The sequence below is a fragment of the Cupriavidus sp. MP-37 genome, from assembly GCF_020618415.1.
In the GTDB taxonomy this organism is placed as follows: Bacteria; Pseudomonadota; Gammaproteobacteria; order Burkholderiales; family Burkholderiaceae; genus Cupriavidus.
In genome coordinates this window covers 758059-779382 of record NZ_CP085345.1, presented here as the reverse complement: position 1 = coordinate 779382, position 21324 = coordinate 758059, and the positions used below count along the sequence as shown (strand labels likewise).

Genomic DNA, 21324 nt, shown 5'->3' with positions numbered 1-21324 from the left:
GGTTCAGTTGACGCGGCGGCCGACGCCTTGCCAGTAGCGTTCGCGCACGATCTTGCGGGCCAGCTTGCCGCTGGCGTTCTTGGGCAGTTCGGCGACAAAGTCCACCGAGCGCGGCGACTTGTAGTCGGCGATGCGCTCGCGGCAGTGCGCAATCAGCTGCTGCGCGGTGGCCTCGCGCCCGGGGCGCAGCGTGACCACGGCCTTGACGCTTTCGCCCCAGGTCTCGTCCGGTACGCTGATGACGCAGGCCTCGAGCACGTCGGGGTGCTGGTACAGCGTGGCCTCGACCTCGGTCGGGTAGACGTTGAAGCCGCCGGAGATGATCATGTCCTTCTTGCGGTCGACCAGGTACAGGTAGCCGGCCTCGTCCACGCGCGCCATGTCGCCGGTATGCAGCCAGCCGTCGACCAGGGTCTCGCTGGTCAGGCCGGGTTCGTTCCAGTAGCCCTGGAACACGTCTTCGCCGCGGATCACCAGTTCGCCGATCTCGCCCACGGCGACTTCGTTGCCGTGCTCGTCGACCACGCGCACTTCGGTCTCGCCCAGCGCGCGGCCGCACGAGGCCAGGCGCTCCGGATGGCTGGCGATGGCCTCGGCATGGTCGCTGGTCGACAGCCGCGTGACGCCCGAGGTCGATTCGCTGGCGCCATAGCCCTGCGACAGGATCGGGCCGATGCGCTCCCAGGCCTCGCGGATGCGCGCCGGCGCCATCGGCGCGGCGCCGTAGGCCAGCGTCTTCAGGCTCGACAGGTCGGCCTGCTCCAGCGTGGGCTCGGCCAGCAGCATGTTGATCATGGCCGGCACCATGAACACATGGGTAATGCGCAGCCGCGCGACCTCGGCCAGGAAGTGCGCCGGCTCGAATTTGTCGAACAGCACCAGCGTCGCGCCCACGTACAGGTAGGGCTGCATCAGCATGCCGGAGGCATGCGTGACCGGGCCGATCAGCGCCAGCCGGTCGCCGGGGCGGGCGGGGCGGTCCATGCCGGACACCACCTTGCGCAGCGCCGCCATGCGGTTGCCGTAGCTCTGCATGGCCGCCTTGATCTTGCCGGTGGAGCCGGACGAGAAATGCAGCACGGCCAGGTCATCGGCAGCGGGAGTGATGTCGGGCGGCGTGGTGCCGGCGTTGGCCAGCAGTGCCTCGTATTCGACATAGCCGGCCGGGGCCGCGCCGATGGCGATAAAGGTCTCGATGCTGCCGAAGCCGGCCGTGGTGCGGGTGTAGCCGGTATAACCGGGACCGGCGATCAGCACGCGCGGGGTGCAGTTCTCGACCACGTCGCTGGCCTCGGCCGCGGTAAAGCGCGGGTTGAGCGCGGCCTTGACCAGTCCGGCCTTGTACAGCGCGCACTCCAGTTCGACCAGCTCGGGGCGGTTGCGCGACTGCACCGCGACCCGGTCGCCCGGGCGCAGGCCCAGCGCCAGCAGGGCATTGGCCAGCCGCGTCGAGCGCTCGTCCAGCTGGCGATAGGTCACCACCTGGTCCTGGTAGAGGATGGCGGGCTGGTCGCCCCAATAGCGCGCGGCGCGGCGCAGGAAATACGCGAAACCCATGCTGTCTCCGTGAAGGCTGGAATGGTTCTTGGCACGCTCGGTGGTGTGCTCGTGCGCTGTAGTCTGTAAGATGGCGGGCATCACCACAATGACGCGATGGCTATAAAGCCATAACCGTCGGGAATGTGAGGGCATGGAGACGCGGGACATCGAATACATCCTCGCGGTGGCGGCGCATGGCGGCATCGGCCGGGCCGCCGAAGCGCTGGGAATCAGCCAGCCGGCGCTGACCAAGGCGGTGCAGCGGGTCGAGGCGCAAGCGGGGCTGCCGCTGTTCGAGCGCACCGCCAATGGCATGGCCGCCACCTATGCCGGCACGCGCTTCCTGGAACGCGCGCGGCGCATCCAGCTGGAGTTCGAGGATGGCATCAAGGAGATGCTGGGCATCCGTACCGGCGAGCAGGGCATCCTGCGTGTGGGCTATTCGCCGTCGATCCCGGGCCACGTGATCCTGGACGCGTGCCGGCAACTGGTGCGCGAACGGCCCGTGGCGCGGCTGCGGTTGCGGCGCCGGCTGGCGCGCGACCTGCTGGACCTGCTTGCGGCCGGGGACCTGGACATGGCGGTGGCGCCGACGCCGTCAGGCGCGCTGGCTGCGACCTTCGCGGTGCAGCCGCTGTTCGACGACCGGCTGGTGGTGGTGGCCGACGAGGGCCACGCGCTGCTGCGGCGGCGCAAGCTGCGGCTGGCCGACCTGGCCGAGCAGGAGTGGCTGCTGCCCGAAAGCCATATCACGCTGCGCCAGCAGGTGGACGCGGCGTTCCGCCAGCGCGGCCTGCCGGAGCCGCAGCCCCGCATCGAGATCGACTTCGGCAGCACCTCGCTGTTCGCGCTGATGCAGGGCACGCAGATGCTGAGCATCGCCAATGCCGGCGGCGAGGCCATGCAGCGCGGCCTGCGCGTGCTGCCGCTGGGCGTGGAGGAGCTGGACCTGCGCCGGCGCATCGGCGTGGTCACGCGCGCGGGCGCGTACCAGTCGCCGCTGGCGCAGCGCCTGACGGTGCTGCTGCGCGAGCACAGCCGCCCGGCGTAGGCGGTTACTGCAGCGGGATCTTTGCCACCGCCGCCAGCCGCTTCCAGCGCTGAATCTCGTCCTTCTGGTACTGCCGCATCTCGGCGGGCGACGACAGGATCAGCCGGGTCGACTGGCGCGAGTAGTACTCGCGCACGTCCGCGGCATTGCCGGCCTGCGTGAACAGGTCCTGCAACCGCTTCACCACAGCCGGCGGCGTCTTGGCCGAGACCGCGGCCGCCACCCAGTTGTAGGCGAGGAAGTCCGGCAGGCCGGCTTCGACGATGGACGGCACGTCCGGCAGCAGCGGCGAGCGCTGCGGCGCGGTGTAGGCCAGCGCGCGCACCTTGCCGCCGCGGGCCAGCTCGATCGCGCCGGTGGCGTCGACCACCGCGAAATCCACATTGGCCGCCATCACGCCATTGATGGCATCGCCGGCCCCCTTGTACGGTACCGCCGTGGTCTTGATGCGGGCCAGTTCGTTGAGCCATTCCGAATAAAGCGTGTACGAGATCGAGCCCGTGCCGTAGTTGAGCGCGCCGGGACGCTTGCGCGCGTCGTCCAGCAGCTCGGCCAGCGTGCGGTAGGGCGAGCCGGCCGGCACGATGATCACGCATGGCCCGCGCGACAGCAGCGTGATTGGCGCAAAGTCCGTCAACGGGTCATACGGCAGCTTGCGGAAGGTGGCGGCGTTGGTCGACAGCGTGGAATTGCTGCCGATAAAGACGGTGTAGCCGTCGGCTGGCGCGTTCAGCGCGGTCTGCACCCCGATAAAGCCGTTGCCGCCGGGCTTGTTTTCCACCGCCACGCCCTGGCCAGTCAGTTCGCCGATCTTCTTGGCGAACATGCGCGCGGTGGTGTCAGTGCCGCTGCCCGAAGGGAAGGGCACGATGAAGCGCAGCGGCCGCGACGGAAAGGCGTCGGCCTCGGCGGCATGCGCCGCCGGCGTGGCCGCGCCCAGCAGCGCCAGTGCCGCCGGAAAGAGCCCGAGGAAGCGGCGACGGGAACGGAAAGCCTGTTGCATGGTGGTCTCCTGACGGTGGAATGCCCGGCATGTCTCCGCCGGTGCAAGGGATCGATGCGGGCCTAACGGCGCAGGCCGAGCAGGTCGCGCGCAATGACCCAGCGGTGCACTTCGCTGGGGCCTTCGTAGATGCGCATCAGCCGGGTCTCGTTGGCCATCTGCTGCAGCGGCAACTCCTTGGTCATGCCCATCGCGCCGAAGGTCTGCATGGCCTGGTCGATCACGTCCCAGGCCATTTCGGTGGCAAACACCTTGATCATCGACACCTGCGTGCGGGCTTCTTGTCCGGCGTCGATGCGGGTGGCGGCTTCGTAGGTCATCAGGCGGCAGGCGTGGATGCGGGTGGCGGCGTCGGCCACCCACCACTGGATCGCCTGGCGCTGCGCCAGCGGCGCGCCAAAGGTCTGGCGCTGCGGCGCGTACTCGCAGATCATGTCGAGCGCGCGCTGGGCGCGGCCGATGCACCAGGCGGCCATCTGCACGCGGCGCGTCGACAGCCGCGCCTGCATCGGCGCAAAGCCCTGGCCCTCGGCCCCCAGCAGTTGGGCGGCGGGGATGCGGCAGTCTTCCAGCACCACTTCATAGGTCGAGGCGCCGCCGATCATCGGGATGCGCCGCTCGACCCGCAAGCCGGGCGTGCCGCGCTCGACGATAAAGGCCGAGATGCCGCCGCGCGCGCCGCGGGCCTTGTCGGTCACGGCCATGACGATGGTCCAGTCGGCGCGCGCGGCGCGGCTGATCCAGATCTTGCGGCCGTTCAGCACCCAGTGGTCGCCGTCGCGCTCGGCGCGCGTGGCCATCATGGCGGGATCGCCGCCGGCGCCGGGCTCCGAGATGGCGATGGCCGAGACCGTCTCTCCGCGCGCATACGGCGCCAGGTAGCGTTCGCGCTGGGCCTCGCTCGCGGTCAGCATCAGCATGCGCAGGTTGGGCGAATCCGGCGGCAGGTCATAGGGCGTGATGGTCTTGCCCAGTTCTTCGTTGACGCCGACCATCGCCACCGTGGGCAGGTCGGAGCCGCCCATTTCCGCCGGGGCATCCAGGCCCCACAGGCCCAGCTCACGCGACATGGCGTCAAGGCGCGAATGCTCTTCGGGCAGCAGCGCCATCTGGCCGCCGGCGGCTTCGCGCGCCAGCGCCGTCGGTTCCAGCGGGATCAACTGCTCGCGCACGAAACGTGCGACCAGGTCCTTGAGCATCCGGTGTTCTTCGTCGAGTTCAAAATGCATGGCGGTGTTCTCGGCTGTTTATCGGGATTGGCGCGTCTGCGGCGCGAGGGGCAGTTCGCGCAGGACCTCCTCGGTGTGCTCGCCCAGCGCCGGCGCGTGGCGGCGCAGCGACAGCGGCGTGGCCGAGAAGCGCGCGGCCGGGCGCAGTTCGCGCAAGGGGCCTTCGGTAGGGTGCTGCGTTTCCTGGAACAACCCGACCGCGCGCAGGTGCGGATGGTCGACCAGCGCATCCAGGCCGTAGATGGGCGTGGCGGGGATGTCGAGCGATTCGAACAGCTGCATCCACTCGCCGGTGGTGCGCGCCGGCGTCAGTTCGGCCAGGTGGCCGTAGAGCGCACGGATATTGGCATTGCGCTGGGCGCGGTCGGCCACGTCGTAGCGTTCGGCCAGGTCGTCGCGGCCCACTGCGCGGAAGAAGGCCTGCCAGTGGCGCTCGGTGTAGGGCAGCGCGCAGATCCAGCCGTCGCGGGTCGGCGCGGGGCGCCGCCCGCCTTGCAGCAGGCGGGCGTACCCGGCGCCGGCCGGTGGCGGATCGAAGGTCAGGCCGCCCAGGTGCTCGGTCATCACGAAGGCGGTCATGGTTTCCAGCATCGGCACCTCCACCAGCTGGCCCACGCCGTGGCGCTCGCGGTACAGCAGCGCGGCCAGCACGGCATTGGCCAGCGCCAGCCCGGTGGTCTTGTCGGCGAGCAGGCTGGGCACGTATTGCGGGCGCTCGCCCGTGGCGGAACCCAACGCGACCAGCCCGCAGCCGGCCTGGATGATGTCGTCGAAGGCCGGCTTGTCGCGGTGCGGGCCGTCCTGGCCGAAGCCGGTGGCCATGCAGTAGACGATGCGCGGGTTGATGCGAGCCACTTCGGCATAGCCAAAGCCCAGCCGCTCGATCGCCGCGACGCGCATGTTGTGCACCAGCACGTCGGCGCCGGCAATCAGGCCGCGCAGCGCCGCCGCGCCCTCGGCGGTCTTCAGGTCGAGCACCACCGAGCGCTTGTTGCGGTTCAGCGCCAGGTAGATCGAACTCATGCCGGCGTGCTGCGACACGCCATTGGCGCGCATCAGGTCGCCCTCGGGGCCTTCGATCTTGATTACGTCGGCGCCGAAGTCGGCCAGCACCTGCGTCGCCAGCGGACCGAGCACGACCGCGGTCAGGTCGAGCACGCGGATGCCGTCCAGCGGGCCGGCCGGCGTGGTGCCATTGTGTGGTTCGCTCATCGGTGCCTCCTTCAGCGGCGCCGGAACACGGGCGCGCGGCGCGCGGCCATGGCCGCGACGCCTTCGCGGAAATCCTCGCTGTGGAATTGCCCGCGCTGGATCGCCAGCTCGCGCTGGTTGACCTCGGCAATGCGGTCGGCCAGCCCGTCGCGCAGCGTGGCGCGCGTGGTTTCCACCGCCAGCGGGGCGGAGGCGGCGATCTCCTGCGCCAGCGCCATGGCGCGCGCGTCGACCTCGGCCCTGGCGACCAGTTCGTCGGCCAGGCCGATGTTGACCGCTTCGGTCCCGGTGATGCGCCGGCCGGTGTAGAACAGCAGCGCGGCCTGCTGCTCGCCCACCAGGCGCGGCAGCGTCAGGCTCAGGCCGAAACCGGGGTGGAAGCCCAGCCGGTTGAAGTTGGCGCTGAAGCGGGCCTCGGCGCAGGTCACGCGGAAATCCGCCACCAGCGCCAGGCCCAGCCCCGCGCCAATGGCGGCGCCCGCCACGGCGGCGACGATGGGCTTGCGGTTGCGGTACAGCTTCATCGCATGGACGTAGAAGCCGGCCGGGTCACTGGCAACCTCGCCCTGGCCCGCGCCGCTGAAGTCGGCGCCGGCGCAGAACGCGCCGACGCCCGACGCCAGCACGATGGCGCGGCAGTCGTGGTCGTCGTCGAGCGCCAGCAGGGTATCGGCCAGGCGCCGCATGACGTCGGCGTCGACGAAGTTGTGCGGCGGGCGGGACAGCAGCACGCGGGCCACGTGGCCGTCGCGGGTGACATGGATCTCGGCATCGGATGACATGCTGGGGGCTCCTCTGTGGTCTGTCGGCTCAGGGCCGCGTGCCCACAGTATTCGCGCCGTGCCGCCGCACCGCTATACTCGAATTTCACCTACTGAAATTATCGGCCGCGATGCCCGACGCCTTCCCGCCGCAGGGTTCCACCCGCAGCGTGACCCACCACACCGGCCGCTTTACCCGGGAAACCGCCGGCAGCCAGTCGCTCGAGCGCGGGCTGATGCTGCTGCGCGTATTCCGCGTCGGCACCACCAGCCTGACCAATGCGGAACTGGCCGCGCGCACCGGCCTGCCGCGCCCGACCGTGAGCCGGCTGACGCGCTCGCTGGTCGATGCCGGCTTCCTGCGCTACGACGTCAACGAGCGCGCCTACCGGCTGGCGCCGGTGGTGCTGAGCCTGGCCGATGCCTTCCACCAGTCCAGCCGCGCGCCGGAGATTGCGCTGCCGCTGATGCGCAAGGTGGCCGAGGCCGGCAAGGTCAACGTAGGACTGGCGGTGGGGGACCAGCTGGAGATGGTGTACCTGGCGTCGATCCGGCACAGCCGCGACAGCGTGTCGCGCACGCGGCGCGTGGTGCCGGGATCGCGCGTGCCGATGGAGCTGACGGCGATCGGCCTGTCATGGCTGGCGGCGCAGCCCGAGGAGGTGCGCAGGGATCTGCTGGCCGGCATCGCCGCCCGCCAGGGGGCGGCCTGGCCCGGCATGCGCGCGCGCGTGCTGCGCGGCATCGCGCAGGCGCAGCGGCACGGCCATTGCACCGCGGCCTACCAGCCGGGGCATCTGCTGGCCGTGGGCGCGGCCTTTTCAGGCCCGGACCAGCAGCTGTACGGGCTCAACATCAGCTACCCGTTCAACGACGCCGAGCGCCGCCGCGACCACGCGCGCTATGCCGCGCAACTGGAGCGGCTGGTGGACGAGATCCGGCAAGCCTGGCGCCGCGCCGCCGGCTAGCCGGGGTCAATACACCGACGGCATGCCTTCCGGCCGGTTCTTGAAGCGCCGGTGGATCCAGTAATACTGCTCCGGCATGGTGGCGATCTGGGTTTCGAGGAAGGCGTTCATGCGGCGCGAATCTTCTTCGACGCTGCCGGAGGGAAAGCCCTCGAGCGGGTCGAACACGCGCAGCCGGTAGCCGCGGTAGTCCGGCAGCACTTCGGTGGTGAACGGCACCACGCGCGCGCCGGTCAGGCTGGCCAGGCGCGAGGCCGAGGTCAGCGTGCACGCCGGCACGCCGAAGAACGGCACGAACACCGAATCGTTGATGCCGAAGTCCATGTCCGCCGCCAGCATCACCGGGCAGCCGGCGCGCAGCGTGCGCACCACCTGCTTGCCGCTGCCGTTGCGCGGGATCATCTCGGCGCCGAAGCGCCCGCGCTGCGTGCGCGAGATCTGCTCCAGCAGCGGGCTGGACATGCGCGTGTACAGCGACGCCACCGGGTGGCGCATCGAATAGAACATGCAGCCGGCCTCGATGCCGACGAAATGAAAGCCCATGAAGATGGTCGGATGCTCCGCGCACGAGGCCAGGTCGATGCGCGAATCCAGCTCGACCAGCTTGCCCAGCCGCTCGGCGTTGCCGAACCACTGCACGCCGCGCTCCAGGTAGCTGCGCAGCACATGGCCGAAGTGGTCCCGCGCCAGTTGCTCGCGCTCGGCCGGATCCATGTCGGGGAAGCACAGCGCCAGGTTGGTATGGACGATGCGCCGGCGGCGGCTGGGGATGCGGTACAGCAGCCTGCCGAGGGCGTCACCCAGCCGGGCGGTCACGCCGTACGGCAGGGCGGCAAAGAGCTTGAAGGCGGCGATGGTCAGCGCGGCCTGGAGCCGGTGCGTCATGAAGTTCCTGAAGGGCGGCAGCGGCGCCCGGGGGGCGAATCCGGGACAGGCGGCTGCGCGGCAATGGTTCGGCGCCACGCGGGTGGCGAGCGGCAAGCGTGCGGCAAAGGCGCAGCAAGGGCGCGGCAAGGGCACGAAGAGCAAGGGGCCGGCTCCCGGCACGGGCCGGCGCCTGGTGCGCACCGTGTGCGCGTCGGGGGCGACAAAGCGGGGGCGGGTACGCTGGCGCGCGATCCCTTGCCGTACCCGGTTGCGGGCCGCGCGGGTGCGCTATGCGTCGCTGCGCAGCCTTGTGCTGAGGGCGCACTGTAGCACGATGCCAGGGGCCCAGGAACGGCAGTTACGACCAGTATCAAACCGGCAACAGATGCCGGTTGCGCAACGCCACGGGCGGAGAGCCGTCGCGGGCGCCGCGTGCTGGCCGCGAAAATGGCCAGGCCAGGGCCGCGCAGGCTCCGGCGCCGTCAGCGTTGCCTCAGCTCGCCGAGGTAATAGTTGACCTCGGCCAGCAGCGCCGCGTGGAATTCCGCCGGCAGCACATGGTCGTCGGTCAGCGACAGCAGCTGGTCGATGCGCTGCCGGAACTGCCGCTGCGCGCTCGCGCGCGCATCGGGCGGCAGCGCCACGGCCATGGCGCACAGCATTTCGCGCATCACCAGCAGCCGCGCGCCGTACTGGATCATGGCGTCGCCCTGGGTCTTGAGGTTTTGCGCCAGCTGTTCCGGCATGCCCTTGCGCGCGGCGCCGGACGGCGTGCCGGGCGGTGCTGGCTGGGGTTCGGCGCGAGCCTTGCCGCCGGCCTCGGGCGTGGGCGTGCCCAGCATCTTGCCGAGCATGGGGATCTTGAACATAGGGGAGGCTCCGGGAGCGCCGGCGGCGGGGTGGTCGGGTGTATCCATCATGGAAGCGTGCAATCGGCCGGACTGTGCGCCAGCAGACAATGGCATGGAGAGGCGGGGCGCTCACGCGTCATCGCGGGCGGTGTCGGCCGCTGGTGCGGGTTTGCGGCCCTTGCCGGCGCGCGCGGGCGGCAGGCACAGGCCGCAGGTGTAGCGCTGGCGCGCATCGTGGGCGCGCACCAGGAATTCGCCGTGGCAGCACCGGCAGCGCGCCAGCTGCAGCATGCCGCGCTGATAGAAGCGGACCAGCATCCAGGCCCGGGTAAAGCTGAGCTGCGCGGCCTCGCCGGTGGCGCACAGGTGCTCGCGATACATGCGGAAGCCGGCCAGGGTGGCACGGATGCCGTCCAGGTGGCCGGCATGGACCATGAAGCGGTAAGCGCCGAGCAGCATCGAGGCATGCGCGTTGGGGCGCCAGGTCAGGAACCAGTCGGTCGAGAACGGCAGCATGCCCTTGGGCGGCGATGCCCCGCACAGCTCCTTGTACAGCCGGATCAGCCGCACGCGCGGCAGCGCCACCTCCGCTTCCAGCACCTGCAGGCGTGCGCCCAGGCCGATCATCTCTATGGCCAGGCGGGTTTGCTCCATGTCGTGCAGCACGCTCTTGCGGGCCGGCGCGGGCAACGGGCGGCAAGCTGCCGCAGCGGGGCCGCTCATGGCGGCGACGGGGTGTGTGTCCATGGTCTCCTCCTGCCCGGCATGTCCCGGTGCGGCGCTGCGCCGGGTCGGGCTTTTCGTAGTAGAGGAGGATTCTTGGCGCGGCGCTCGGCTATAACCGTGATTCTTGTCAACAATCACATTCCGACGATCGACCGGATCAAATTGCCGCGATCGGTTGTTGGCGCATTTTGCCGGTGCCCGCGGTGTCCAGCGATGCGGCGCCGGGGCGCCATCCCGGAGGACTGTAGGAGAAGCGCCCACACGCTATCGGACGGACGCCGATTTAACGGTTCTGCCCATGGCCTACGCTGCAAGAACACCAATGACAGGGAGCAACCCATGGCTGCAAACTTCCTGATCAGGCAGACCGCGCAAGGCTGGGAGCTGACGGTGGAAAGCGCGCGCAAGGGCCTGGTTCACTGCGACGACCGCGACGTCGCTGTCAACATCGGCATGGCCGCGGCCAGACGGCGCGGCGTCGTGCTGATCGTCGATGAAGACGAGGACGGGGGCGAGGCCCCGCACCGCCTCACCCCGCTTGCCGCCTGACGCGGCTATCCGATTGTCCGACAAAGGCGGGCGCCCTCGACCGATGGCGCCCGCCTTTGCTTTCGTGCGGGGCGCGCGGCGTGCTTGCCGCCGGCCAATGGTATGGAATTTGCGCCCCGCTGACGGCTGCGCGGCCGCCAAGGCCGCGCGGGAAGTTCAACCCCCTGGAGACAGCGATGCATCCATTCCGAAATGAAGGCGGCGGCTCATGGTGGCGCGAGGACCGCGACGCCGATGAACCGCGCCGCAGCCGCGGCGACGACCCGCGCGGCTACGGCGAAGGGCGCTATGGCCAGCGCGGCGGCCCCGCGCGCGACTACGGCGAAGCCCGCTATGAAGGGCGCCAGCGGCATGACAGCGACGTGCGCGAGGCGGGGTACTACGGCAGCCGCGCCAGCCCGGCGCAGCGGGTCTGGGAATCTTCCGACCAGCGCCCGCCGTGGGAAGAGGACGAAGCCTGGCGCCGCGGCAGCGAGGTCCGCGACGAATGGGGCGACAGCCGCGCCAACGCCGCGCGCCCGGCGCCGCGTGGCCGCGACCGCGTGGGGCCCAAGGGCTACCAGCGCAGCGACGAGCGCATCCGCGAAGACATCTGCGAACGGCTTGCGCACGCGCGCCACGTCGACGTAAGCGACGTGGAAGTCGAAGTGCAGGGCGGTGTGGTGCGCCTGACCGGCAACGTGCGCGACCGGCGCCAGAAGTACTGCATCGAGGATATCGTCGACGATGTCTTCGGCGTGCAGGAGATCCATAACGCGGTGCGCCTGGGCGCGCCGGGCGCGTTCGGTGTGTCCGGCATCACCGAAGGCGTGCCGTCCGGCAGCTCCGGGCAGGGGCACGTCAGCGGCGTCAGCAGTTCCGGTAGCGCCACCGGGTCCAGCGCCAGCAGCTATGGCGGCGGCATGGAGACCGGCAGCGGCGGGCCGGGCGCGGGACGCGACAGTACCGGCGGCACCACGCGCATGGGCTGAGGCAGCGCTATGGCGCCGGCGGCTCGTCCGCCGGCCCCGTGGCATGCTGCGGGGCGGCCACGCGCCGGTGCTGCTCGGCCAGCACGTCGGCGGGCGTGACCATGGCGATGGCGGCGCGCAACTTGTTCTGCCAGCCCGGCACGACCTCGCCCTCGCCGCGCATCATGGCATCGAAGCCGATCCGCGCCACCTCGGCCGGATCGCCCTTCTTCTGCTGGCCGAGCCGGGTATCGAGCAGATCCGCGCGCTCGAAGAAATCGGTTTCCGTGGCACCCGGCATCAGGCAGGTGACAGACACGCCGCTATCCTGCAGCTCATGCCGCAGCGCGTAGGAAAAGGAATCGAGGAAGGCCTTGCTGGCGTTGTACACGGCCTGGCAGGTGCCCGGCACGAAGCCGGCGATCGAGCCCGTGATCAGGATCCGTCCCTCGCGCTGCGCGCGCATGATCCGGCCGACCCGGTGCAGCAGGTGCAAGGTGCCGGTCACGTTGGTCTCCACCACGCGCTGGATCGCCGTGAAGTCCTGGTCGAGGAAGGCGTGGCCCAGGCCGCGGCCGGCGTTGGCGCACAGCACATCGACGCGGCGGCCGGCCAGCGCGGCGCATAGCTGCCCGACGCCGTCGGGCGTGGACAGGTCGGCCATCAGCGCCGTCACCTCGGTGCCTTCGTCGCGCAGTTGCTGCGCGGCGATTTCGATCTGCGGTTCGTCCGCGGCAATCAACACGTCATAGCCGCGGCGCGCGCAGCAACGCGCCAGTTCGTAGCCGATGCCCGAGGACGCGCCGGTGACGACGGCAAACGGGCCGGTACGGCGAAGCGGAGTGTCAGCCACCAGATCTCCTTCAGCTTGTGGGCCGTTTTTACTGTGGCGTTGTAAGGTTTAGCGACGCCTCACCCCACGCGCCGCCAGGTGCGCACGCCCATCCAGACGCCCAGCAGCGCCACCAGCGTGACCAGCACCGCCAGCGTCACCGCGGTGCCGGGGCCGAGCCCGCCGAACCAGGCATAGGCATCGGAGCGCCGCCACAGCACCCAGGCCAGCGTGGCGGTGGCGACCACCAGCGCGGTCTGCGTCAGCGCATCGACCACGCGCATCACGCCGCGCGCGGTGCCGGCAAGCGGATCGCGCCGGGCTTCTGAAGCGGTAATTTCGGGGTCGTCCATGGCTGGGGCCGGCAAAGGGATGTGTGGGACGTGCAAGTCCTGTTCCCGGTCATCCGTTTGCCCGGCCGCCCGATGTTCGGGCGTGCCTCAGAACACCCCCAGCCCCAGCCCCGCCGCCAGCCCTTCGCCAACCTCGGCACACCGCGCCAGATCGGCTGCTTCGATCTGCTTGGGGGCGAGGATGCGCTCCGGCGTCTGCGCATGCGTGCAGACGATCAGCCCGGGCGCAACGCGGTTCAGGCGCCAGCCGGTGGCGATGCGCTCGAGCTGGCGCAGTGCGTTCTGGCCATCGCTGCCGGCGCAGATCATGGCGGCGTAGGGCCGGCCATTGATGCGGTCGAGCGCGGCGTAATAGCAGCGGTCGAAGAAGTCCTTCATCATGCCCGCCATCGCGGCCAGGTTTTCCGGGGTGGCGAACAGGTAGCCGTCGGCGGCCAGCACATCGTCGGGGCCGGCCTCGGCGGCGGTCTTGAGCACGACCGTGACGCCGGGCTGTCGGCGCGCCGCGTCGGCGGCGGCCGCGGCCATCTGGCGCGTGCCGCCAGTCATGGTGTGAAAGACGATCAGCAGCGTTTTCATGCGTGCAGTGTGGCATGCGCGGCCATCTGCCGCGCCTCGGGCACTGTATCACGCGCCGCCGGGACCCCTCAGTCCAGCGTCACCCCCGTATCCGCGGTCAGCTTCAGCACCACCGGCAGGTAAGCCTTGTAGGCCGCCTCTGCCTGCGCCGGGGTGGTGCCCAGCGGTTCCGCGCCCATGTCGACGATGCGCCGCTGCATGTCGGCGCTGGCGACCAGGCTGGCGGTTTCGCGGCCGAGGCGGTCGATGATCTCCTGCGGCGTCTTCGCCGGGGCCATGAGCGTGATCGGCCCGGTCAGCCGGAACGGCTCGTCGGCGTAGCCGGCTTCGGTGAAGGTCGGCACATCCGGCAGCGCCTGCGCGCGCCGCGTGCCGGTGACGGCGAGCGGACGCAGCTTGCCGGTGGCGAAATGCTGCTTGAGCGCGGTCACCGAACCCACCGTCACGTTGACCTGGCCGGCCAGCAGGTCGGTCACCATCGGCCCTTCGCCGCGGTAGGGCACGTGCAGCATGTCGACCTGGTATTGCCTGGCGAAATAGGTCTGGATGGTATGCGGCTGCGTGCCCGCGCCCCACGAACCCATGCGCAGCTTGCCGGGCGAGGCCTTGGCATAGGCCAGCAGCTCGGCGACGGTCTTGGCCGGCACGCTGCTGTTGACCGCCAGCACGGTGCGCGCGGTGGCAATGTCGGAGACCGGGCGCAGGTCGGTGCGGGGATCGTAGGGCAGCTTCTTGTACAGCGCCAGGTTGGCGGTGATCGGCCCCGGAATCGTCATCAGCAGGGTATAGCCGTCGGGCGCCGCCTTGGCGACATAGTCGGTGCCGATGATGCCGCCGGCGCCGCCCTTGTTCTCGACTACCACGGTCTTGCCCAGCTGGCGCGACAGGCCGTCGCCGACGGCGCGCGCCAGCGTGTCGGTGAGGCCGCCCGGCGGATAGGCGACGATCAGGTGGATGGGCTTGGCCGGATAGCTGCCCTGTGCCGGCGCGGCAACCGGCGCGGCGGCGAACGCCGCGACGCCGAGCCAGCGCAGCGTGGCCAGCAGCAGCTTGCCGCGCTGCCGCGGCGAAAAACGGACAACGGTCATCATGTTGGCGTGGTCTCCTGTTTATGCAATGTCATGGTTGGCTTGCGCCCCTGCGCTAGTCCAGCTTGATGCCGCGCGCCTGGATCAGCTTGCCCCATTTGCCGATCTCCTGGTCGATAAAGGCCGAGAACGCGCTGCCGCGCTCGGGATGCGGCTCCAGGCCCAGGCCAAGCAGCTTGCTGCGGGTGTGCGCATCGGCCAGCACGGCCGACGCCTCGCGGTTCAGCCGTTCGGTGATGGCGGGCGGCGTGCCGGCCGGCGCGACCAGTCCGAACCAGCCATAGCCGACCATGCCCGGGTAGCCCTGTTCGGCGAAGGTGGGCGCATCGGGATAGACCGGCGTGCGCTGTTCCGACGCCACCGCCAGCACGCGCAGCTTGCCGGCCTTGATGAAGGGCAGCGCCGAGGTGATGGCGGTCAGCGTGGCATCGGCGCGGCCCGCCAGCAGTTCGGTATAGGCGGTGGCGTCGCCGCGGTAGTGGACGCTCAGCAGCTTGAACTTGCCGACCTGCCCGAACAGCTCGGCGGTCAGGTGCGGACCGGAGCCCGCGCCGGGCGAGGCCACCGTCACGCCGTCCGGCTTTTCCCTGGCCAGGCGCACGAAGTCCGCCACCGTGCGTGCCGGCGAGTTGGCGTTGACGATCAGGAAGATCGGCCCCAGCACGCGCGGCCCCACCGCAACGAAATCCTTGTGCACATCGTAGCGCTGCGCGATGCCCGCGGCGGTGTTGATGGCGAAGGGCGCGGCCGCCCACAGCAGGGTATAGCCGTCCGGCGCGGCATGCGCCACATGCTCCGTGGCCAGCCGTGTGCCGGCGCCGGGCTTGTTCTCGACCACCACCTGCTGGCCGAGCTTGCTGCCCAGCGCGTCGGCGAGGATGCGCGCCGAAATGTCGTTGGAGCCGCCGGCGCCGTAGGGCGACACCAGCTTGACCGGCCGCGACGGATAGGTTTGCGCCTGGGCCTGGCCGCCCAGGCACAGCAGCGCCACGCTGGCCGCCAGCACGGCCCTGGCGAAGACAATGGTTCGGTTCATAAGGGTTCCTTGATGCGGCGGATGGCGGGGTAGCGGAAGGTACGTTCCAGGTGCGCCGGGCCGGGGACGTACAGGCGCAGCGCCACGTAGAACGGTTCGGGCGGCGCTGGCAGCCAGTTGCCGGCACCAGCCGGGTCCGCCGGGCCGCGCGCGCCCAGCACGATGCGCAGGCTGCCATCGGGCGCCGCGCGCAGGTCCGGCGAGCGGTCGCCCAGCGAATAGCGCTGCAGCGGGTTTTCGGCCAGCATGCAGTCCGACTTGCGATACATGGTCAGCGACCAGAACGCGCCAACCTGCGGCAAGCCCTGCGCGGGGAACACCAGCTCGTACTGGTGGGTGCCGTCCAGCGGCAGGCCGTCGGCATCGCAATCGGCCATCAGGTACATGGCTTCCTCGACCCCCAGCGCGCCGATGTAGTTGCGCGCCACCTCGGCGCGCAGCGCGTAGTGCGAGCCGAACGAGGTGCGGATGTCCACCGGCAGGGACCAGCCGCCGCCCAGCGCGGAAGCCCTGGGCGCGGCGAGTTCGGCATCGACCTGGGCCAGGGCCGTGGCCAGCGCGGTCCGTTGCGCCGGCGTCAGCGGCGTCGCGCTGCCGATGCCGGCGGCGGCGAAGCTGCGCACCAGCTCCGCTTCGGCCGCGGGCGGCGGGTTCTCGGCCAGCATGCGCCGCACGATGGCGGCGTAGCGGTCGGGATCGCCGGGCCGCTCGCCGGCGTGCATGCCGGCGTCGATCACGCTCGCGGCAGCGGTGCCGTCGGGCCGGCGCAGGCGGATGCCGTCCTGCAAGGCATGCGCGCCGGGCAGGTCGGCTGCGCCGTCGGCCAGGATGCGGCCGATGATCCAGACCGCATCGGTGGGGCAGGGCAGCGGCGTCGCGCCGGCCGGCACCTCGCCCTGCCAGCCGGGGCCGTGCAGCAGCCAGGTGCTGCCGTGCGTGCCGGTGGTGCGGGTGCCGATGTAGCCGAACGGGTTGGTATAGGCGTCGAGCAGCCCGAGCACGTAGTAGCGGCCGTGGCAGTCGGGCACGTCCAGCAGCAGCGGGCCGCGCGACAGGTCGAGCCAGGCGTTGGTGTAGAGCGTGTCGTTGTTCGGCGTGACGACCTGCCGGTGTTGCGGCCCGAGCAGCGTGCGCACGTGCGTGACGGTGTTGATCCAGCGCAGCGTGGAATCGGGGCCGTCGCCGGCAAAGCTGCCGCTGCTGTCGCGCCGCGGGCAGGTGGCGGCGCGCATGCGCGCCATTTCGTACAGCGGCAGCGTGTAGCGCACCGCGTCGCAGGCAAGCGTGTCGAGGGAAATGTCATGGGTTGCCATGGGCGGGCTCCTTCAGGCGATGCGCCGCAGCGGCGGGATCACGTAGTCGCCGGCCATGAAGCCGTCGGTGGGGTGGTACAGGCGCAGGATCAGGTAGAACGGGGCGTCCGGTGCCGGCAGCCAGTTTTCCTGTGCCTGCTCGGGGCGCCGGTGCGAGATGGTGAGGGTGAGGCCGCCATCGGCATCGTATTGCAGGCCGGGGCTGCGGTCGCCCAGCGCATAGCGGCCGATCGCGTTGTCGGTGAAGAAGCGGTCGGCGCCGTACAGCGAGACCGACCAGAACGCCTGCGCCGGCGGCAGGTGTCCGGCCGGGAAGTGCAGCGCGTAGGTGTGGCGGCCATGCAGCAGCTCGCCGTCGGCATCGTAGTCGGCGGCGGCGTAGACGGCTTCGTCGGCGCGCAGTGCGCCCAGTCCCTTCATCGCGGTCACCGCGCGCTGCATCCAGTCGTCGCCATAGCGGCCCAGCAGCAGGCTGTAGGTCCAGCTCTTGCGCGCATGGCTGCGGGTATTGGCTTCGATCAGCGCCATGCCTTCGCGCCAGGCGCGCGCGAGGCCCTGCTGCACCGCGGGCCGCAGCGCGCCCACGTCGACCGCCTCGCCGGCACGGATGCCGCACTTGCGCAGCAGCGACAGCAGGCCCGCTGCGGAAGGCTCGGCCGGGTATTCGCGCAGCGCGTTGAAGACGTTGGCGAAGTAGTCGAGCGCCGGTTCGCCGCTGTCGTGCCAGTCGCGCACGCACTCGGGCTGCCGCGCGCTGCCGCCGGACAGGCGGAATCCGTTTTCGAAGGCGCTGGCGGCGGGCAGGTCGTCGGCGCCGGTCACCAGCACCCGGCCGAGCAGCCAGACCAGCGAGGTCGGGCAATGCACCACGTGTGCGCCCTCGGCGTGCTGGCCCGGGCCGGCCAGCACGATGTCGGCGCCCGCGGCGGGCACGTTGCGCGGGCCCAGGTTTTCGAAGTTGTTGGTCCAGGCGTCGAGCAGTTCCACCACGTAGTAGCGGCGCGCGTCCGGCAGCGCGGGTACATGCAGCGTGACGGGGCCGTCGGCCAGGTTGACCCAGGCGCAGAAGTAGAGCAGGTCGTTGGCCGGCGTGACGATGTCGCGGTCGCGGTGGGTCCACGGCTGCGTGCTGGCCGACAGCGTGTTGACCGGCGCGCGCCCATAGCCGGTGGCCTGCGCCACCGAAGTCTGCAGCCGGCAGGTGCGCAGGCTTTCGAACAACGGGTAGGTGGCCAGCACCAGCGGCAGTGCCGCCGCGGCGGTCAGGGCTTCCTGCGGGGTGTCGATGGGAGCGCCGGCAAGGAAGGGCGCAGCGGGTTGGTTCATCGGATGGTCTCCTGGGTTTGTCTGTCTGCGTGGCGATCGGGGCCTGCCGCATGCAGGGTCACCACGGCATCGGCGGCGACCACGCCGCGGGCGGTGACGATCAGCGGGTTGATCTCGATGGTGTCGAGCCGCGGGCCCAGCGCGGCAGCGGCCTGCGACACGCGCACCAGCACCTCGGCCACCGCCTCGGCATCGATCGCGGGATGGCCGCGGTGGCCGTTCAGCAGGGCCTCGGCACGGCTCGCGCGCAGCATGGTGCGCGCACGGGCATGGCTGAGCGGCGCCAGCCCGAACGCGGTCTGGCGGAAGATCTCCACCGCGGTGCCGCCGATGCCGGCCAGCGCCACCAGGCCGAACACCGGATCGCGCCGCACGCCCACCACCAGCTCGCCCCAGCCGCGCACCATGCCGGCGACCAGCGCGCCGTCAAAGCGCGCAGGAGTGCCGTGGCGGGCCGCGGCGGCCTGCACTTGCGCAAAGGCAGCGCGTGCCGCCTGCGCATCCGCCACGTTCAGCACCACGCCGCCGACGTCGCTCTTGTGCAGGATGTCGGGCGAGCACAGCTTGATCGCGACCGGGTAGCCGATGGCTTGGGCAAGGCGCACGGCCTCGTCGGCATCGCGCGCCAGGCCGTGCGGCGCGGTGGGGATGCCGCACGCGGCCAGCCATTGCATGGCTTCGAACTCGGACAAGGCGGTGGTGCCGGGCAGCACATCGGGAACGGGCACGGTGTCTGCGGCGGCCGCTGCGCAGCCAGGCGCCCGTGCAGCCGCTGCCTGCGCCGCGGCGCGGGCCAGCACGGCCACGGCCTGCACCGCGTGCGCGGGTTCGCGGAACACCAGCGCGCCGCGCGCTTCCAGCCAGCGGCGCTTGTCGTCATCGACCAGGCCGCTGAACAGCAGCGGCGCCGCGTTGCCGCTGCGGTACAGGGTCTCGACGGTCTGCTGCAGCCCGGGCCAGATCCGCGGCGCGCCCACGCCGCCGGCGAGGAAGGCCACCACGCTGCCGTAATCCGCGCTTTGCGCGGCCGCGGCAATGGCGTCCAGCAATACTTCCGGCTGCGCCACCACCTGGCCGGTGACGTCGATGGGGTTGGCGGTGCTGGCGAACGGAATCGCGCTGCGCAGCGCTGCGGCGGCGGCTGCGGGCATCGCCGGCAGCGGCAGGTCCAGCGCCTCGGCCTGGTCGGCCATCATGATGCCGACGCCGCCTGAGACGGTGACCAGCGCGACCGGGGTGACGGCATTGGCCGGCTCCTTTGCCGAGGGCTGCCACCGCGTCGGGCGCCTCCCGCGCGACAGCACGTAGCCGAGCCGGAAGAAGTCATCGAGCGTATCGGCGCGGAACACGCCGTACTCGTCGAACACCGCCTGGTAGACCGCATCTTCGCCCGCCAGGCTGGCGGTATGCGATTGCGCGGAGCGCGCGCCGGCTTCGGTGGTGCCGACCTTGGTCACCACCACCGGCTTGCCCGCTGCCCGCGCTGCCGCCAGCGCGCGGCGCAGGCGGTTGCCGTCGCGGCAGCCTTCCAGGTAGGCGAGGATCACGCGCGTGGCATCGTCGCGCGCCATCCATTCGATCACGTCGGCCACATGCAGGCCCGCTTCATTGCCGGTGGTGACCCAGTGGCTCAGGCCCAGCGCGGCCTCGCGCGCCAGCGCGAAGGCATAGGCACCAAAAGCGCCGCTCTGGCTGACCAGGCCGACATCGCCGACCGGCGGCAGCCCGCTGAGCGGGATCGGCGAGAAGGTGGCGAACACGCGCTCGCGCAGGTTCATCGCGCCCAGGCAGTTGGGCCCGAGCAGCGTGATGCCATGGGCCTGCGCCAGCGCCGCCAGTTCGGCCTGCAGCGCGATGCCGTCACCACCGGTCTCGGCAAAGCCCGAGGTGAAGAACACCGCGGCGCGCGTGCCGTTGCGCGCCAGCTGGCGCATCGCGTCGAGGCTGGCGCTGACCGGCAGGGCCACGATGGCAAGGTCGGCGGGCGTATCCAGCGCGTCCAGCGTCGGCACCGCGGCCAGCCCCTGCACTTCGCTGGCGGTCGCGTGGACCGGGACGATGCGTCCGGCGTAGCCCAGCTCGCTCAGCAGCCGCACCGGCATGCCGCCCACCTTGTCGGGCTGGGTGGAAGCGCCGATCACGGCGATGGTGCGCGGTTGCAGCAATGCACTCAGGTCTGGCATCGATTGTCTCCGTATCTCCGTATGCGTGCGCCGTCACGTAGTGGCCCCTGGGGGACTGGCGCCGCGCGTCTTGTCATGGTTGTGCCGGCTCATGTTGTCATGACATGTTATGATGAGTCAACGTTGTTATGATAAGTAGATGCCCGCATGGGCCATCCCATGAATCCGCACAATCCCGTGACAACCAGCTCACTGCCCCGCTTCAAGCAGATCGAAGGCGCGCTGCGCCAGCGCATCGTCAACAACGAATGGACACCGGGCATCAAGCTGCCGTCGGAGGCCGAGCTGATGGCGGAGTTCGGCGTCAGCCGCATCACCGTGCGGCAGTCGCTGGCATCGCTGCTGGCGGAGGGGCTGATCGAGACGGTCCACGGCAAGGGCAGCTTTGTCAGCCGCCCGGCGGGGCAGGCCGATCTGGGACCGCTGACCGGCTTCTACGACTACATGCGCGCCCGTGGCCACGAAGCGCACGGCAAGCTGCTGTCGACGCGGCTGATCACCGCGCCTGCCATTGCCGCCGATGCGCTGCGGGTGCCGCCCGGCAGCAAGCTGCTGAGCGTGACCACGCTCAAGTCGGTGGCCGGCGTGCCGGTGGCCGTGGGCATGACCATGGCGCCGGAGCCATTGATGCGCGCGATCCTGGAACACGACCTGGAAAACAACGATGCGCTGATGATCGTCGAGGCGCGCCTGGGCTATCGCCTGAAGTACCTGCACACCGAAAGCGCGGCGATCCCCGCCAGCGCGGAAAGCGCGCGCCGGCTGAAGGTCGGGCCGGGGGAGCCGTTGCTGCGCATCCGCTTCACCCCGCACGACATCGACGACCGCCCACTGGCGTTTTCGGAATTCATGTTCCGGGGCGACAAGTTCACCTACAAGGCCTGCGTGCGGCGTTAGGGCCGCTGGCT

General features: G+C 70.6%; 21 protein-coding genes. 5 read left to right on the top strand and 16 right to left on the bottom strand.

Going from position 1 to position 21324, the window contains the following annotated elements; all coding sequences use genetic code 11:
• Nucleotides 1–3: 3 nt before the first annotated feature.
• Nucleotides 4–1557, bottom strand: coding sequence for a long-chain fatty acid--CoA ligase (locus LIN44_RS20050; RefSeq protein WP_227316002.1), 1554 nt, complete (start codon nt 1555–1557; stop codon nt 4–6).
• A gap of 133 nt (nt 1558–1690) precedes the next feature.
• On the opposite strand from LIN44_RS20050, the gene LIN44_RS20045 reads away from it, so the two are divergent.
• Nucleotides 1691–2590, top strand: coding sequence for a LysR family transcriptional regulator (locus LIN44_RS20045; protein ID WP_227316001.1), 900 nt, complete (start codon nt 1691–1693; stop codon nt 2588–2590).
• 4 nt (nt 2591–2594) lie between these two features.
• On the opposite strand, the gene LIN44_RS20040 is transcribed toward LIN44_RS20045, so the two are convergent.
• From LIN44_RS20040 to LIN44_RS20025, 4 genes are all read right to left on the bottom strand, one after another.
• Nucleotides 2595–3593 (bottom strand): tripartite tricarboxylate transporter substrate binding protein, encoded by a 999-nt coding sequence (locus tag LIN44_RS20040; RefSeq protein WP_227316000.1) that lies wholly within the window; start codon nt 3591–3593, stop codon nt 2595–2597.
• A 62-nt stretch (nt 3594–3655) separates the two neighbouring features.
• On the bottom strand, nt 3656–4822 hold the full coding sequence (locus LIN44_RS20035) for an acyl-CoA dehydrogenase family protein (RefSeq protein ID WP_227315999.1): 1167 nt from the start codon (nt 4820–4822) through the stop codon (nt 3656–3658).
• 18 nt (nt 4823–4840) lie between these two features.
• Nucleotides 4841–6034: a CaiB/BaiF CoA-transferase family protein gene (locus tag LIN44_RS20030; protein WP_227315998.1), complete on the bottom strand. Its 1194-nt coding sequence runs from the start codon at nt 6032–6034 to the stop codon at nt 4841–4843.
• An 11-nt stretch (nt 6035–6045) separates the two neighbouring features.
• Nucleotides 6046–6816 (bottom strand): enoyl-CoA hydratase/isomerase family protein, encoded by a 771-nt coding sequence (locus LIN44_RS20025; protein WP_227315997.1) that lies wholly within the window; start codon nt 6814–6816, stop codon nt 6046–6048.
• Nucleotides 6817–6926: 110 nt separating this feature from the next.
• On the opposite strand from LIN44_RS20025, the gene LIN44_RS20020 reads away from it, so the two are divergent.
• On the top strand, nt 6927–7763 hold the full coding sequence (locus LIN44_RS20020) for an IclR family transcriptional regulator (protein WP_227315996.1): 837 nt from the start codon (nt 6927–6929) through the stop codon (nt 7761–7763).
• Between the two features lie 6 nt (nt 7764–7769).
• On the opposite strand, the gene LIN44_RS20015 is transcribed toward LIN44_RS20020, so the two are convergent.
• The 3 genes from LIN44_RS20015 to flhC all read right to left on the bottom strand — a co-directional run bounded on the left by LIN44_RS20015 (nt 7770) and on the right by flhC (nt 10228).
• Complete coding sequence (locus LIN44_RS20015) at nt 7770–8648, bottom strand: lipid A biosynthesis lauroyl acyltransferase (protein ID WP_227315995.1); 879 nt, start codon at nt 8646–8648, stop codon at nt 7770–7772.
• Nucleotides 8649–9112: 464 nt separating this feature from the next.
• On the bottom strand, nt 9113–9499 hold the full coding sequence (locus LIN44_RS20010) for a hypothetical protein (protein ID WP_227315994.1): 387 nt from the start codon (nt 9497–9499) through the stop codon (nt 9113–9115).
• Nucleotides 9500–9610: 111 nt separating this feature from the next.
• The gene (gene flhC / locus LIN44_RS20005; protein ID WP_227315993.1) at nt 9611–10228 is read right to left on the bottom strand and encodes a flagellar transcriptional regulator FlhC; all 618 of its coding nucleotides are present in this window, start codon (nt 10226–10228) and stop codon (nt 9611–9613) included.
• Nucleotides 10229–10546: 318 nt separating this feature from the next.
• Here flhC and LIN44_RS20000 point away from each other — a divergent pair, with 318 nt between their 5' ends.
• A complete protein-coding gene (locus tag LIN44_RS20000; protein ID WP_227315992.1) occupies nt 10547–10756 on the top strand; it encodes a hypothetical protein in 210 nt (69 codons plus the stop codon).
• A gap of 176 nt (nt 10757–10932) precedes the next feature.
• Nucleotides 10933–11727, top strand: a complete 795-nt coding sequence (locus LIN44_RS19995) for a BON domain-containing protein (RefSeq protein WP_227315991.1) — start codon at nt 10933–10935, stop codon at nt 11725–11727.
• A gap of 7 nt (nt 11728–11734) precedes the next feature.
• Here LIN44_RS19995 and LIN44_RS19990 read toward each other — a convergent pair whose 3' ends face one another.
• The 8 genes from LIN44_RS19990 to LIN44_RS19955 form a co-directional block, all read right to left on the bottom strand.
• Nucleotides 11735–12559, bottom strand: a complete 825-nt coding sequence (locus LIN44_RS19990; protein ID WP_227315990.1) for an SDR family oxidoreductase — start codon at nt 12557–12559, stop codon at nt 11735–11737.
• 59 nt (nt 12560–12618) lie between these two features.
• Nucleotides 12619–12891: a hypothetical protein gene (locus LIN44_RS19985; protein WP_227315989.1), complete on the bottom strand. Its 273-nt coding sequence runs from the start codon at nt 12889–12891 to the stop codon at nt 12619–12621.
• An 87-nt stretch (nt 12892–12978) separates the two neighbouring features.
• Complete coding sequence (locus LIN44_RS19980; protein ID WP_227315988.1) at nt 12979–13470, bottom strand: flavodoxin family protein; 492 nt, start codon at nt 13468–13470, stop codon at nt 12979–12981.
• 68 nt (nt 13471–13538) lie between these two features.
• Nucleotides 13539–14561, bottom strand: coding sequence for a tripartite tricarboxylate transporter substrate binding protein (locus LIN44_RS19975; protein ID WP_227315987.1), 1023 nt, complete (start codon nt 14559–14561; stop codon nt 13539–13541).
• A 52-nt stretch (nt 14562–14613) separates the two neighbouring features.
• Nucleotides 14614–15594: a tripartite tricarboxylate transporter substrate binding protein gene (locus tag LIN44_RS19970; RefSeq protein ID WP_227315986.1), complete on the bottom strand. Its 981-nt coding sequence runs from the start codon at nt 15592–15594 to the stop codon at nt 14614–14616.
• Nucleotides 15591–16907, bottom strand: a complete 1317-nt coding sequence (locus tag LIN44_RS19965) for a DUF1254 domain-containing protein (protein ID WP_227315985.1) — start codon at nt 16905–16907, stop codon at nt 15591–15593. Before LIN44_RS19965 ends, LIN44_RS19970 begins: the two co-directional genes overlap by 4 nt.
• A 12-nt stretch (nt 16908–16919) precedes the next feature.
• Nucleotides 16920–18233 carry a DUF1254 domain-containing protein gene (locus LIN44_RS19960; protein ID WP_227315984.1) on the bottom strand — a complete coding sequence of 438 codons (1314 nt, stop codon included), beginning with the start codon at nt 18231–18233 and terminating at the stop codon, nt 16920–16922.
• Nucleotides 18230–20416 (bottom strand): acetate--CoA ligase family protein, encoded by a 2187-nt coding sequence (locus LIN44_RS19955; RefSeq protein WP_227315983.1) that lies wholly within the window; start codon nt 20414–20416, stop codon nt 18230–18232. Before LIN44_RS19955 ends, LIN44_RS19960 begins: the two co-directional genes overlap by 4 nt.
• A 159-nt stretch (nt 20417–20575) precedes the next feature.
• Between LIN44_RS19955 and LIN44_RS19950 the strand changes: the two genes are divergently transcribed.
• Nucleotides 20576–21313, top strand: a complete 738-nt coding sequence (locus LIN44_RS19950) for a GntR family transcriptional regulator (protein WP_227316383.1) — start codon at nt 20576–20578, stop codon at nt 21311–21313.
• Nucleotides 21314–21324: the final 11 nt, after the last annotated feature.